Genomic DNA, 15,800 nt, shown 5'->3' with positions numbered 1-15,800 from the left:
TTTTGTTCAAAATATGACATTTGTCATGTTTTGAATGTTGTTAAGCTAATTTTCTTCCGGCCCAATTAGAAGCAATGGTTGTAAATACCACAATGCTTATAGAGCTTAAAGGCATTAAAATTGCTGCTACTACAGGAACAAGTTGCCCAGTTATAGCAAAATACAGTCCTACACAATTATATAATAAAGATAATAAAAAACTCCATTTTATAATTTTTATAGCCCTTTTTGAGGTTATTAAGAATTGTTCTAATTTATGAAAAACAGAGGCATCCATAATTCCGTCGCAAGCAGGAGAAAATATATTAATGTTTTCAGAAAGGGCGATTCCAACTTCGCTTTGTGCTAAAGCTCCAGAGTCGTTAAGTCCATCGCCAAGCATGAGAACTTTTGCACCTTCGGTTTGATGGTATTTAATGTATTCTAATTTATCCTCGGGTTTCTGATTAAACAATAGTTTGGTTTTTGTAGGTAATAATTTTTTTAAATTTTCTTGCTCACCTTCGTTATCTCCAGAAAGGATAACCAAATCGTAATACTGTTTTAAGTTGTTAAAAAGTTTAGATAGTCCTGTTCTGTAACTGTTGTAAAATGTATACTTCCCTTTATATATATCGTTACTACTGATATGAACACTTGTTTTTAGCGATTTCTGCAATTCTTGTTGTCCTACAAAATTAGCAGAACCTACTTTTATTGCATTTTGTTTTAGTGAGGCTTGAACACCTTTCCCAATATGTTCTTCAAAAGAATCTAAAGTAACAATGTCGTTCACTTTTAAAATATCGTAAAGTGTTCTACTTAGCGGATGGTTAGAGCCCCGTAAGGTGTTTTTCAATAGACGCTCTTCATCAGATGTTAATGGAATTCCGTCGTATGTGGCGGTACTTTTTTTGTTAGAGGTTATGGTTCCCGTTTTATCGAAAATAATAGTATTTATTGCTGCTAATTGTTCAATAACACTTGCATTTTTTAAATAGAATTTATGTTTTCCGAAGATGCGTAGTATATTACCAAATGTAAAAGGAGCGGCTAGGGCTAAAGCACAAGGACATGCAATAATAAGGACCGCTGTAAATACATTCATGGCTTTGCTAGCATCGTAAAATAACCAAAAAATAGTTGAGATTACCGCAATGCTTAAAATAGAAATAGTAAATCGCTTACTAATGGTATTGGTTAAATTAACAAATGCATCCTCTTTGTTTTTGTTGAAAATATCATGACTCCAAAGTTGTGTCAGGTAGCTTTGTTTTACTTCCTTTAAAGCTTCCATTTCTATACTTCCAGACGTTTGTTTTCCGCCTGCAAATAATTTATCTCCAGAGAATTTACTAATAGTTTCCGATTCTCCGGTAACAAAACTATAATCTATAGCTGCTTTTCCTTTAATTAGAATTCCATCAACGGGAATTAACTCTTCATTTCTTATCAGTAAGCGGTCTCCTTTTTTAATGTCGTAAATCTGAATAGGGATTTCTTCAGTTTCCGACACAATTTTGGTTACCGCAATCGGAAAATAGGATTTATAATCGCGTTCAAAAGATAAAAAAGAATACGTTTTTTGTTGAAAAAATTTTCCTAATAATAAAAAGAATACAAGACCAGTAAGACTGTCAAAAAAACCTTGTCCGAGGTCGAATATAATTTCTATAGTACTTCTTAAAAATAAGACGAGTATTCCAATAGCTATTGGTACATCAATATTTAAAAGTCCTGCACGAAGACCTTTATACGCCGAAATAAAATAATCGCGTCCCGCATAAAATACTACTGGAAGTGAGAAGGCGAACATCATCCATCTAAAAATGGGTTTATATTGATCTAACCAAAATTCGTTAACTTCAAAATATTCTGGAAACGACAGAAACATAACATTCCCGAAAGCAAAACCTGCTACACCTAATTTGTAAATTATAGAACGGTTTATATGTGTTTTACCATCGCTATGATCGTCTAAACTAATATAAGGTTCGTATCCAATTCTACTTAAAAGTAAAACAACGTCTTTAAGCGTTGTGGTTTGAGATTGATATGTTATTCGTACTGTTTTTTTATTAAAATTAACCTGCGAACTTGTAATTTCAGGACTTAATTTATTTAGATTTTCTAAAATCCAAATACAAGAACTACAATGAATATGCGGAATATATAATGTGGCTATTTGAATGGCATCATCATTAAACTCGAGTAGTTTTTCTAAAATTTGTGCATCCTTTAAAAAATCGAATTTCCCCTCATTAATTTTAGGAATAGCACCTGGAGAATTCTGCATCTCGTAATAAGCCGTAAGATTGCTTTCCGAAAAAATTTCAAAAACAGTTTTGCACCCGTTACAGCAGAAGGATTTGTCGTCGAATTTAATTTCGACAGTATCACAGCTATTACCGCAATGGAAACAGGTTTTATCTTCGGAAAGTTGATCCATTTTTTTTAGGTCAAAGGTTTAAAATAGGCGCCTACAAAAATATGATAATTGTCATAGTTTCACTACTTTTGTTTCTAATTTAATATTGATTGAATGGGAGATTGCGAACAATGCATGGTGAGGAAGCTAAGTGCTCTAAAAGTGCTGAAGGGTGAAGAAATAAAATCCATATCGAGCTGTAAAGTAACTAAACGAATTAAAAAGGGTGAAGTTATTTTTAAAGAGGGCGAGATGCTTAATGGAGTGTATTGCATAAGCTCGGGTGTTTGTAAATTAACTAAATTAACCGAAAAAGGAAAAGAACAGGTTGTAAAACTGGTAGTTAAAGGAGAACTTTTAGGACAACGTTCTGTAATTCTTAATCAGGTTGCAAATTTATCGGCTACTGCTTTAAACGATATGGAGTATTGCTATATTCCTAAACAAGAAATTGTAAAAGACTTATTGGAAAATAACGAATTTTCGTTTCAGGTGTTAAGAACCATGGCAGAAGATTTAAAAGAGGCTGAAACAGCCATTATCAACATGGCTCAAAAATCGGTTAGAAATCGTTTAGCTGAAATTATTTTGTATTTAAATGATAATTTTGGTGTCGACGATGCTAACTATTTAAAGGTAACCTTGTCTCGAGATGATTTTGCAAGTATAGTAGGTACAGCAACAGAATCTGTAATTAGAACATTGTCTCAATTTAAAAAAGAGGATTTAATTAAAACTTCTGGAAAGCGTATTCAGATAAAGGATTATGATGCTTTACAAATGATGGAATAAATCACAAATTATTCTTGTTATTATATAATATAAAGTTGAATGGCTATTACAAGTGATTCAACTTTTTTTCATATTATAATATTATGTGAAAGCCTGTAGGTTATAATGTAATTTTATTATTTTTATGATGCTATGAAAAAAACAATTCACAAAAAAGGGTTTGTATTTAAGACTTACGAAGCGAAAAATGAGTCGCCATTCGATAAACTTTTAGATATTTTTAAAGAGCTAATTACACATACTTCAGGCGATTTTGAAGAAGCTATTAGTTGGTTACGTGAATTAGATAAGGAATACAAACTAACCGATGACAAGTATACTATAGACGATTTTCTTGACGACCTTTTAAAGCGTGGCTATATTAAAGAAGATGTAGATCCACAAGGTGGTCGCGGAATGCATATTACTGCAAAAACAGAACGTGCTATTAGGCAGCAAGCATTAAATCAAATCTTCGGAAAATTAAAACGTAACGGTTCTGGAAATCATAAAAGTAAATCTCCAGGAGTTGGAGACGAACATACTGGCGAATTTAGAACGTATCAGTTTGGAGATGCTTTAGATAAAGTGTCTATAACCGAAAGTTTAAAAAATGCACAAATAAATCACGGTATCGGGAATTTTAATCTTAGCGAAGAAGACTTGGTTGTTGAAGAAACCTTGCACAAATCGCAAATGAGTACGGTACTCATGATTGATATTAGTCATAGTATGATTCTTTATGGAGAAGATCGAATAACACCGGCAAAAAAAGTGGCTATGGCTTTAGCCGAATTAATTACGACACGTTATCCAAAAGACACTTTAGACATTTTAGTTTTTGGTAACGATGCGTGGCTAATTAAAATCAAAGAATTACCTTATTTAACCGTTGGACCATATCATACCAATACTGTTGCTGGTTTACAGTTAGCCATGGATGTATTAAGAAGAAAGCGTCATACCAATAAACAAATTTTTATGATTACCGATGGTAAACCTAGTTGCCTACGTATGCCAGACGGACAGTATTATAAAAACAGCATGGGCTTAGACGATTTTATTGTGAATAAATGTTACGATTCGGCACAGCAAGCTAGACGATTACATATTCCAATCACCACATTTATGATTGCTAAAGACCCGTACTTAACACAGTTTGTAAGAGAGTTTACAAAAGCAAATCAAGGAAAAGCGTTTTATACCGGCTTGAAAGGACTTGGTGAAATGATTTTTGAAGATTATGAAGCCAATCGTAAAAAGCGAATTAAAGGTTAGAAAGCGAATTATAAATTAGAAAAAAAAGATAACATTAAGATTACTTTTTTAAAGCATCAACTATGAATATTGAAAATATAAAAACATTGGGAGCCCTAAAAGCTTCAGGATATAAAAGCAAATCGGTTAAAGATGAATTACGCGATAATCTCATTAAAAAATTAAAAAAGAATGAGGTTGCTTTTGAAGGCGTTCATGGTTACGAAAACACAGTAATTCCAGAGTTAGAACGTGCTATTTTATCTAGACATAATATTAATCTATTAGGATTACGCGGACAAGCAAAAACACGCTTAGCACGATTAATGGTGAATTTGTTAGACGATTATATTCCAGTAGTAGAAGGTTCAGAAATTAATGACGATCCGTTGCAGCCTATTTCTAGATTTGCGTTAGAATTAATTGAAGAAAAAGGAGATGAGACTCCAATAACTTGGTTACCAAGAAGCGAGCGTTTTGCCGAAAAATTAGCCACGCCAGATGTAACGGTTGCCGATTTAATTGGAGATGTAGATCCAATAAAAGCGGCACATTTAAAACTGAGTTATGCAGATGATCGGGTGATACATTATGGAATGATTCCGAGGGCTAATCGCTGTATTTTTGTAATTAACGAAATCCCAGATTTACAAGCTAGAATTCAGGTCGCATTATTTAACATTCTTCAAGAAGGAGATATTCAAATCCGTGGATTTAAACTGCGTTTACCTTTAGATATACAGTTTGTGTTTACAGCAAATCCTGAAGACTATACCAACAGAGGAAGTATTGTAACACCTTTAAAAGATAGAATTGGTTCTCAGATTATTACACATTATCCAGTAGATATTGAAACAGCTAAAAAAATAACACAGCAAGAAGCTAAAATAAATCCAGAGCAATCCGCTTTAGTAGAGGTTCCTGAGTTGGCTAAAGATATGTTGGAGCAAATTGTTTTTGAAGCTCGCGATAACGAATTTATAGATTCTAAGAGTGGAGTAAGTGCGCGTTTGGGAATAACAGCACTCGAGAATTTAGTTAGCACCGCCGAACGTAGAGCCTTAATCTCTGGCGACTCTAAAACAATAGTTAGATTAAGTGATTTTATTGGAATTATTCCAGCCATAACCGGAAAAGTAGAATTGGTTTACGAAGGCGAGCAAGAAGGTGCATCAATTGTGGCTTTTAATTTAATTGGTGATGCTGTACAAACCTTATTCCCAAACTTTTTTCCGAAGATAGAAAAATTACAAAAAGAAAATGAAGAATCGCCGTATGACGACATTTTATCTTGGTTTTTCAACTCTGATGATAACTTTGAATTGTTAGACGACTTAGATGAGGTAGCTTATCAATCGACTTTAGATTTGATTACGCCATTAGATGATTTTATTAATACGCATCAGCCCGATTTAAAAGAAAATGAGCGTTATTTTGTGAAAGAATTTGTGCTTTGGGGATTAGTACAGTTTAATAAAATAAGTAAATATCGTTATACAGAAGGTATTCAGTTTAGTGATCCTTATGGGAGCTATATAAAAGGGTTGTAGTATATCATATTTGAGTAATTTTTTTTCTAATATTAATCTCTTATATCCATCAATTTATATAAGGTTTTAGACTTTTAGATGATTTAGATGAGGCTGCTTCCTATAAAGGAATTTTAGATGAAATTATACCTTTAAAAGCGGTGTTGGTGAAATATCTACCTGATTTAAACGAAAATGAACGTTACTTTGTAATGGAGTTTGTGCTTTGGGGCTTAGTTTAGTTTGGTAAATTAAATAAGTTTCGATATACCGAAGGTATACAGTCTAGTGGTTTTTATAGTAGTTATATAAGTGGACTATAATTTAAGATGATGATTTAATTACTCAGGATTGTTATTTTTTTAGAAATAATCCTGAGTATATCTTTTGAAGTTAAACTCTACTAGTAAATTAAATATTTTTCTCTTATTTTTTTGAAAGCGATCAAATCATCTTGCCAATTAGCTTTTATTTGATCGAAAGTTAATCCTTCTTCAATTTGTTTTTTTAATTTATCAGTTCCAGCTAGTTTGTTAAAGAATTCAGTTCTTGAAAAGAATTGGTCTTTATCATCTGTTGCGTGATAAGCATTTATTAACCAATTTAGGTTTAAACTACTAAGTCTTTTTTCTTTAGACAAATCTAAACCAAAGCATATTTGATTTTTGTTCTTTGGATTGTTTGCTCCAAAATTTGGTTGAGGTATAAAACTGAAGGTGTATTTGTCCTTATTTAAAAAAGGAGATCCAAACATTTGTAGGGGGGTTTCTGTTCCTCTCCCGCAACTAACATTAGTGCCTTCAAATAAGCATAAGCTTGGGTATAAATTAATAGATATGTCGTTCGGTAGGTTTGGAGATGGTCTTAATGGAGGTGTGTAGGTTGAATTGTGAGTGTAGTTTTGTAAAGGAATTACAGTTAGGTCGCATTGAACTTTATTCTTAAGCCATTTTTCTCCGTTAATCATTTTTGCATATTCGCCAATTGTCATACCGTAAACAATAGGTACGGGATGAAGTCCGACAAAACTTTTAAATTGAGGTTCTACTATGGGGCCGTCAATATAGTGTCCATTTGGGTTTGGTCTATCTAAAACAATAACAGGAATATTGTTTTCTGCACAAGCCTCCATAATATAATGCATCGTTGATAGGTAAGTGTAAAATCTTGCGCCAACGTCTTGGATATCGAATAGTACTAAGTCAATATTTTTTAATTGTTCTTTGTTGGGCTTGTAATTATCTCCATAAAGAGATACAACTTCAAGTCCAGTTTTTTCATCTAACCCGTTTTCAATTTTTTTGCCTCCATTTACAATACCTCTTACACCATGTTCAGGAGCAAACATTTTTTTTATTTTAATTTCAAGTGATAAAAGAGAGTCAACAAGATGTTCAAACGAATTTATACTATCATTTTTAAATATTACCGAAGTGTTATTTACAGCTACTGCAATATTTTTTCCTTTTAATAATTCTAAATATTTTTCTGTTTGGTTTGCTGCAACAATAATGTTTTCTGTTTTTCGTTCGTCTGTGGTTAGTTTGAAATTTTTATTTTTATTAGAGTTTTTGCAACTTAATGCTAATAAGGAGAAAGAGAATACAATTAATAAAATGCGAGATAATAATTTGTGTGTTTTCATATAATTTATATCAAGTTAATGCCTGCGGATATATAGGGTTTTAGTTTTTCGTCTTTTAAATCAAGGTTTGTTATTATTGTATCAATCTCTGTAGTATTACATACATCATAATTGTGGCTTAAGTTTAGTTTATTGGAGGTTGTTAAATAGACGATTTTTTCGGATGCTTTAATCATAGTTTTTTTTATTAAAGAAACTTCATAACCTTCGTCTGTTACGCCTGTATTATGATGTATTGCGCTTACTCCCATGAAGCATATGTTTGCTCTTATATTCGAAACATATTGAATAACATCAATACCAATGGTAACCATGGAGCTTCTATGTATTTTACCTCCAATAAATATGGTTTCAGCCAGTGGAAGTTCTGTTAATTGCATTGCAATCGGTAGGCTGTAAGTGTAAATTGTTAGTTTAATATCTTTTGGTAATAATTTAGCGAGCATTAAATTTGTGGTTCCTCCACTCATAACTAACACCATATTATTTTTAACTAAAGAAATTGCTTTTCGTGCAATGAGAATTTTTTCTTCTCTATTGTAGATAATATCTTCGTTATAGTGGTATAGCTTTTGAATGTTAGAAATAGCACCGCCGTGAATTTTAGTCAACATCCCTTTTTGGTCTAGTTCTTTAATGTCTCTTCTGATAGTGTCTTCTGATACTTTTAGCTTTTCAGATAAAAAATTTGAACTAACTTTTCTATTTATACTAACTTCATCTAAAACTCTTTGTTGTCTCTCTTTTTTTTTCATAAAGAAAATAATTTGCGTATATATTAGCTAATATATGCATTTTTTTGCGTGATAATGTGTTTTTAAATGCAATTGTTTGGTAAAACTTATATATTTGAAAATAGTTGCGTATTTATAAATTATAAATAAAAAAAACATGAAGGTTTCAAATAGGCTTATTTCTTTAGATGTATTGAGGGGAATCACAATCTCTCTTATGATTTTAGTAAATACTCCTGGAAGTTGGAGTTATGTGTATGCTCCACTTAGGCATGCTAAATGGCACGGTTGTAATCCAACAGATTTAGTTTTTCCTTTTTTTTTATTTATAGTTGGAGTGTCTGTATGGTTTTCGTTTTCGAAATATCAAACTAGTTTATCTAGGGAATCCGCTTTAAAAATCATAATACGAACATTCGTAATATTTTTGCTAGGGTTTGTTTTGAATTTATTTCCATTTTTTGATTTCAGTACAGTTAGAATTATGGGAGTGTTACAGCGTATTGCTCTAGCGTATGGAGTTGGTTCTATTCTTTGTTTGGCTTTCAAAAGAAATCATTTGTTGTTGGTTTTGAGTGTGATTCTTATTGGGTACTGGGCACTGCTGTTATTTGGAGCAGATATGGAACCTTATGCATTAATAGGTAATGTTGTTCGAGAATTTGACATCTTTCTTTTTGAGGAAGAGCATGTGTATAAGGGGTTTGGTGTTCCATTTGATCCTGAAGGTGTATTGTCAACAATACCAGCTGTTGGTACTGTCATTATTGGTTTCTTTATAGGGCAAATTATTGATAAAGAGCGTGTTATTTTGAGGAAAATAAGGAAGTTGTTGATTTATGGTAGTATGTTCGTATTTTTAGGATGGATTTGGAGTTTTATTTTTCCAATTAACAAGGCGTTATGGACAAGTTCTTATGTGCTTTTTACCTCTGGTTTGTGTATCTTATTGTTAGCGCTTTTAATTTTTATTATTGATTATAAGGGGTTTAGTAGATGGTCGAAACCTTTTGTTCATTTTGGTACTAACCCTTTGTTTATTTTTGTGTTTTCTGGACTATATGTTAAGACTATTAGTTATTTAATTAAAATACATGTTGGAGAATCAGGAGACACTATATCTGGTTATAAATATATGTATGAGCATCTGTTAGTTCCTGTCTTTGGTAATATGAATGGGTCTTTATTGTTTGCTTTGATTCACGTTTTTGTTTTTTGGTTAATTTGTCTTGTTCTGTATAAGAATAAGATATTCATAAAAATATAGATTATAATACTTCATATTGTTATTTGATAGTCTATTTTCGAGTTTAATGGGTAAAAACTGCATATTTTTACTGTTATTTTGCGTTTTTGTATTTATTTTTCATAGTTTTAACATTGTAACTAAAATATTAACACGTATGAAAAATTATTATTTTCAATTAATTACCATGGTTGTCTTGCTTTTTGTGCAAAGTGGTTTTTCTCAAACAGGTACTATTTCAGGAACTGTTACGGAAAAAAAGACAGATATGCCTTTAATAGGTGTTAACGTTTCTATTGAAGGAACGAGTAAAGGAGCTGTGACGGATTTTGATGGAAACTATTCTATTAATACAGAAGATGCTGCAGGTAAATCATTAGTCTTTAGTTCACTTGGTTTTAAAATGGTCTCGATTGTTTTAAATGGTGGAACTCAGGTTGTAAATGTATCTTTAGAAGAAGATGCTACGAGTCTAGATGAGGTGGTCGTAACAGCATTAGGTATTAAAAGGGAATCTAAAGCCTTAGGGTATTCATTGACAGAGGTTGATGGAGACGAAATGTCCCAAGTAAAAACTACTAGTGCAGTGAATTCTTTGCAAGGTAGGGTTGCAGGTGTGAATATTTCTACCAGTAGTTCTGGTGCGTCTGGGTCGAGTAGAGTTGTTATTCGAGGAGCTAGTTCATTAACAGGGAACAATCAACCACTTTATGTTGTAGATGGAGTGCCTATTATTAACAATACAAATGGGTCCGTAGTTGGTGCTACCAATACTGGTTCAGGAGATGGAGGGGATGATATATCTTCAATTAATCCTGATGATATTGCATCAGTTTCTGTTTTAAAAGGAAGTTCTGCAGCTGCACTTTATGGTTCTTTAGCATCTAATGGTGTAATTATGATTACTACCAAATCAGGTAAAGGAAGTCAGGGTTTTGGTATTGAATATTCTACTTCATATATGTTTGATGAAATTAACACTGATTTACAAAATTTTCAAACTATTTATGGAGCAGGTACGAATAATTTAAAACCAGGGCATGAATATGATGATAATGGAAATGCTGTTGAAATTGCTGATTCAGCTTTAGCTACCGATGAAGCTTTTACCAATTCTTTATTATCATGGGGGGCTAAAATGGATGGTTCGTTAGTCTATAATTGGGATGGGGTTAAAAGACCATATTCTTATACCGGAAATAATTTAGATAAGTTTTATGATACTGGTTCGACGGCTGTTAACTCTGTTGCTGTATCTAAAGGAGGAGAATCATATAACTATCGTTTGTCTTTTTCAAATTTAGAAAATAAAGATATTTTTCCAGAATCTACATTGAATAGAAAGTCTTTTGGGTTAAATGTTTCTTCAGATATTACTCCAAAATTAAAATCTACGGTGAATGCAAAATATGTTATAGAAAAAGTTCATAATCGAATTAATCTAGGTGATACTCCTGGTAATGCGAATACTGTAGCATATGTTTTACCTACTAGTTTAGATATTAACGATTTAAAACCTGGGATAAATGAAGAGGGTACCGAACTCTTGTTTCAGCCGAGTCAGTTTATTCAAAATCCATATTGGGTAGTGAACAACTTTAATTCAGATGATAAAAAAAATAGATTAACAGCTTCTACAACTCTGAGATACGATTTTACAGATTGGTTGTACGCTACAGGTAGAGCAGGTATAGATACTTATGATTTATCTAGAAAGAAAGTTACGCCTTATGGTACGGCTTATCGTCCCACAGGAGAGTTAACCCAAAGTAAATTTACTTACTCGTTGTTTGATGCAGATATAATGTTAGGAATACAAAAAACGTTAACAGGTAAGATTTCAACCAATAGTATTATTGGGACAAATACAAGAACTAATAGTTTTGAAGGACTAAGTGCTACAGGTAGAGAATTTGTTGTAATTGGTTTAGAGGATATAAATAATACCACACTGCCAGAGCCTGATAATAGTTATTATAAAACAAAAATGAGTTCTATATATGGTTCTTTTGAGTTTGATTATGATAACTTTTTATATCTAACATTTACAGGTAGAAATGACTGGTTTTCAACATTGTCATACCCTGGTAAAACAACACCAAATAATGATTTCTATTGGTCTTTAAGTGGTAGTTTATTGATTAGTGAGGCTTTTGAAATGCCTGAGGCTATTAATTATATAAAATTAAGAGCAAGTTATGCACAGGTAGCAGGTGGAGCAAGTGATGCTTACTCTTTAAATTTAGATTATGCTATTACAGGATCTTTTCAAGGGCAATCGTTCGGTCAATTAAATGGGAATTCTATTCCTAATCCAGATTTAGTGCCTTTTCAAAAAGATGAAATAGAAGTTGGATTTGAGACACGTTTCTTTAGTAATAGATTAAACCTTGATGTTGCTTATTATCAAAATAAAACGCAAAATGATATTGTAGAGGCTTCTGCTTCTCAATCTTCAGGATTTACATCGTCTGTACTTAATATTGGGGAGTTACAGAACAAAGGAATTGAATTACTAATAGGTGGTACGCCGATATATACAGATGATTTTTCTTGGAATACATCTTTTAATTTTAGTTTTAATGATAGTGAAATCGTTCATACTGACGATGAGAATACTCCAATTAATGTTGATGGTAGTGAGACGAGATCAAGAACCGCAATTATTTCTCATATAGTAGGTGAGCGCTACGGGGTAATTTATGGGTCTTCTTATAAGCGAGATGAAGATGGTAATATTATGTATGATGTTAATAGCACAATACCTAAACCAATTCAAGGAGAATATAAAATACTAGGAGAAGGTGTGGCACCATATACATTTGGTTTTTCAAACACCTTTAGATACAAAAGTGTATCACTAGGATTCTTAATAGATGCCAAATATGGTGGAAGTGTACACTCTGGTACAAACAGAGAGTTAATGATTAGAGGATTACATGAAAAAACTTTGGAAGGGCGAGAAACTGGCTTGGTTGTATCTGGAATAGATGATGCTACAGGTGAAGCATTCACTACAACAGTAGCTCCAGAGAATTTACGAACTTATTATGGTCTTATTGCAGCAGAGAGTTCAGGTATATCAGAAGAGTTTGTGTATAGTACAGATTTTGTAAAGTTCAGAGAATTAAGTTTGTCATATAACTTCCCAAAGAAGGCTTTAGATAAGATTTTTATTAATGATATTAGAATCTCATTAATTGCTAGAAACTTGTTTTTCTTTTATAGAGCAATTGATAATGTAGATCCAGAAGCTTCATTAAACAATCTTAATTCACAAGGTATAGAACGATTCGGAGTGCCGTCAACGAAAAGTTATGGTTTTTCAATGAATTTTAAATTTTAAAAATAATATAAGATGAAAAAATTAATAATTATAACAGTACTAGTTTTGTCATTGGGATCTTGCGATAAAGGCTATGAAGAACTTAATGTAAATCCAACTAAGCCTACGCAGCTTGAACCAGCAACGAAATTAACATTTATTCAGTTGTATACAGGAGGTAGTAATTATGTTGCTTGCTTATTTTGGAATGTAATCCATTTAATGCAGAATATTCAACATCTTAATGATACTTCATATGTGTCATTCCTATACCAAGAGGGAAATACACATCAATTTTTTGAAGAACAGTTTTCTAATACTGTAAAAAACATCATTGATTTAGAAGCGCAATTAGAATCGAGTGAGGACCCAACTGCAATTGCAGATTTGGCTATTGCAAGAATACAAAAAGTCTTAATATTTAGTAGAATAACAGACCTTTATGGAGATATTCCATATACAGAAGCCGGTTTAGGTTTTTTAAATGGTATACGGTTTCCTAAATATGACAAACAAAGTGATATCTATCTTGATATGTTAGCAACCTTAGAAGCTTCTGCTTTAACTTTAGAAACAGCTGGATCAAATTCTTACGGATCTGCAGATTTATTATTTGCTGGAGATAATTTTAAATGGCAAAAATTTGCTAATTCTTTAATGTTACGTTTGGCAATGCGTATGGTAAAAGTAGATAATTCTGCTTCAGAATCATGGGCTTCTAAAGCTATTAGTGGTGGAGTTATGACTAGTAATGATGATATAGCATTCACTAAATATGAAAATTCAGCAAATGATGGAGGACCTAATGTTAATCCGTTAACTAAGAGTTTTACTTCAAGAGGGGTTAATCAAATAAAAATTTCTAAAACTTTTTTAGATTTTATGAAAGATAGAAATGATCCACGAGTTTCTGTATTGTGTTCTACAGTAGATGGAAATACAGATCCGGAGCTTCAATTTGGTCAAGATATAAATGAAGCAGCAGGAATTCCAACCAATTCAAAACCAAACATTAATATTTTTGGTGGATCAGGAGTGGTAGTTTATGATGCTCCATATTTTTTTCAAACTTATGCTGAAGTAGAATTTATGTTAGCTGAGGCAGCAGAACGTTGGGGATTAGCTGGAGGAGATGTTGAAGAACATTATAACAATGGAGTAATTGCTGCAATGGAATATTTATCCTTATATGGAGATGGAGGTTATATAGCGCCAGAACAAATAAATGATTATTTGGTAGCTAATCCTTTTGAGGCTTCTCAGGCTTTGAAAATGATAAACGAGCAGTATTGGGTAGCTACATTTGGAAATGGTTTAGAAACATTCTCAAATTGGAAGAGATCAGGTTATCCAGAATTAGTGCCTGCAGATGTTGCGGCAACGCTTACAGGAGGAAATTTACCTAGAAGGTTTATATACCCATCTTCAGAAAAATTAAATAACCCTGAAAATGTAGCATTAGCTATAGAGCAGCAAGGTCCAGATGGGCTTTTAACTAGAATGTGGTGGGATGTTGAATAAAATTAGATTTTATATTATTATGTTCTTTTAGTATTGATTAGAAGTAAAATAATATTCATTTTTTTGAATTGTTTTGAAGTTGATAGCAGGGGTGAGATAAGTTTATTTCTTTACTCACCTCTTTTTTTTAGTATTTGTAATTTAATGTATCGTTTTGAAAAAAGTTATAACAGGTTTAGATGTTCTTGTAAACCATCGGGAATTATACGAATCATTCACTGGAAATGTAGCTCTACTTTGTCATAATGCTTCTATAGATTCAGCTTGTACTCATGCAGCTTTAAAGTTTAAAGAAATTTTTGGTACTAGGTTGGTTAAACTATTTGGTCCACAACATGGGTTTTCTACAGATGCACAAGATAATATGATAGAAACGAATCATTATATACATCCGTTTTTTAAGATACCCATTTACTCTTTATATTCTGAAACGCGTATCCCAACAGATGAAATGCTAGAAGGTATAGATCATATTTTCGTGGATTTACAAGATGTCGGGTGTAGAATGTATACTTATATCTATACACTTACTCTTTTATTAGAAAAATGCAGTAGAAAAGATATTCAGGTAGTCGTTTTAGACAGGCCAAATCCAATAAACGGTGTAGATATAGAAGGTAATATTTTAGACTTAAAATTTGAATCTTTTATAGGTAGGCATAAAATTCCTGTTCGTCATGGATTGACTATAGGAGAGTTGGCATTAATGCATCAAGAATTTTGGACTAAAGAGAAATCACAATTAAAAGTTGTGAAAATGAAAAATTGGAATCGTAACATGTATTTTGAAGATACAAAATTACCATGGATTTTGCCTTCTCCAAATTTAGCAAGGTCACAAAGTGCGCTTACTTTTCCTGCTATTGTAGCGATTGAAGGTACTATATTAAGTGAAGGGAGAGGAACAACACAGCCTTTGGAGGTTTTTGGGATTCCAAAAATAGACCCTTATATGTTTTATAATGATAGATTATTCGATCGTATTACAGAATCAAAATTAAAAGGATTTGTATTACGTCCAATGACATTTTTACCAACCTTCGATAAATATAAAAACCATGTTTGTGGTGGTTTTCAACTTCTTATAACTGATAGAAAAACATATAAACCTTGGCGGGTAGGGCAATTTATACTAAGAGAATTATATCAGTACCTAGGGGGTAGTTTTGCTTGGAAAGACCCACCTTTTGAATATAATTATCATCAAAAACCAATAGATATAATTAATGGTACGGATGCTTTGAGGCATTGGGTTGAAAGTAATTCTAGTATTGAATCTCTTGATGATTTTGAAATATTAAATGAATACAGCTCTCAGGTTAATGAAGTTAAAATATATTAAGAATATAAAATAAATAGTAAAAA

At 32.2% G+C, this 15,800-nt stretch carries 10 protein-coding genes; 7 read left to right on the top strand and 3 right to left on the bottom strand.

Annotated features, from left to right (window positions below):
* Positions 1–40: 40 nt before the first annotated feature.
* Complete coding sequence (locus BN863_RS09950; RefSeq protein ID WP_038530084.1) at positions 41–2,428, bottom strand: heavy metal translocating P-type ATPase; 2,388 nt, start codon at positions 2,426–2,428, stop codon at positions 41–43.
* Between the two features lie 93 nt (positions 2,429–2,521).
* On the opposite strand from BN863_RS09950, the gene BN863_RS09945 reads away from it, so the two are divergent.
* The 3 genes from BN863_RS09945 (at position 2,522) to BN863_RS09935 (ending at position 5,985) form a co-directional block, all read left to right on the top strand.
* Positions 2,522–3,199 carry a Crp/Fnr family transcriptional regulator gene (locus BN863_RS09945; protein ID WP_038530081.1) on the top strand — a complete coding sequence of 226 codons (678 nt, stop codon included), beginning with the start codon at positions 2,522–2,524 and terminating at the stop codon, positions 3,197–3,199.
* A gap of 132 nt (positions 3,200–3,331) precedes the next feature.
* Positions 3,332–4,456 carry a vWA domain-containing protein gene (locus tag BN863_RS09940; protein WP_038530078.1) on the top strand — a complete coding sequence of 375 codons (1,125 nt, stop codon included), beginning with the start codon at positions 3,332–3,334 and terminating at the stop codon, positions 4,454–4,456.
* A gap of 62 nt (positions 4,457–4,518) precedes the next feature.
* Entirely contained in the window at positions 4,519–5,985 is a 1,467-nt protein-coding gene (locus BN863_RS09935; RefSeq protein ID WP_038530076.1) for a sigma 54-interacting transcriptional regulator, read from the top strand.
* A gap of 382 nt (positions 5,986–6,367) precedes the next feature.
* Here BN863_RS09935 and BN863_RS09930 read toward each other — a convergent pair whose 3' ends face one another.
* Positions 6,368–7,609, bottom strand: coding sequence for an exo-beta-N-acetylmuramidase NamZ family protein (locus BN863_RS09930; RefSeq protein ID WP_038530074.1), 1,242 nt, complete (start codon positions 7,607–7,609; stop codon positions 6,368–6,370).
* 5 nt (positions 7,610–7,614) lie between these two features.
* Positions 7,615–8,364, bottom strand: coding sequence for a DeoR/GlpR family DNA-binding transcription regulator (locus BN863_RS09925; protein WP_038530072.1), 750 nt, complete (start codon positions 8,362–8,364; stop codon positions 7,615–7,617).
* Between the two features lie 136 nt (positions 8,365–8,500).
* On the opposite strand from BN863_RS09925, the gene BN863_RS09920 reads away from it, so the two are divergent.
* From BN863_RS09920 to BN863_RS09905, 4 genes are all read left to right on the top strand, one after another.
* Complete coding sequence (locus tag BN863_RS09920; protein ID WP_038530070.1) at positions 8,501–9,610, top strand: acyltransferase family protein; 1,110 nt, start codon at positions 8,501–8,503, stop codon at positions 9,608–9,610.
* A gap of 136 nt (positions 9,611–9,746) precedes the next feature.
* Positions 9,747–12,935 carry a SusC/RagA family TonB-linked outer membrane protein gene (locus BN863_RS09915; protein ID WP_038530067.1) on the top strand — a complete coding sequence of 1,063 codons (3,189 nt, stop codon included), beginning with the start codon at positions 9,747–9,749 and terminating at the stop codon, positions 12,933–12,935.
* Between the two features lie 12 nt (positions 12,936–12,947).
* Positions 12,948–14,435 (top strand): SusD/RagB family nutrient-binding outer membrane lipoprotein, encoded by a 1,488-nt coding sequence (locus BN863_RS09910; protein WP_038530065.1) that lies wholly within the window; start codon positions 12,948–12,950, stop codon positions 14,433–14,435.
* Between the two features lie 154 nt (positions 14,436–14,589).
* Positions 14,590–15,777, top strand: a complete 1,188-nt coding sequence (locus tag BN863_RS09905; protein WP_038530063.1) for a DUF1343 domain-containing protein — start codon at positions 14,590–14,592, stop codon at positions 15,775–15,777.
* Positions 15,778–15,800 lie beyond the last annotated feature (23 nt).

Origin of the sequence: Formosa agariphila KMM 3901, assembly GCF_000723205.1 — a bacterium.
Taxonomy (GTDB): domain Bacteria; phylum Bacteroidota; class Bacteroidia; order Flavobacteriales; family Flavobacteriaceae; genus Formosa; species Formosa agariphila.
Note: the sequence above shows the minus strand (reverse complement) of the source record. Positions and strands in the feature narration are given on the sequence as shown.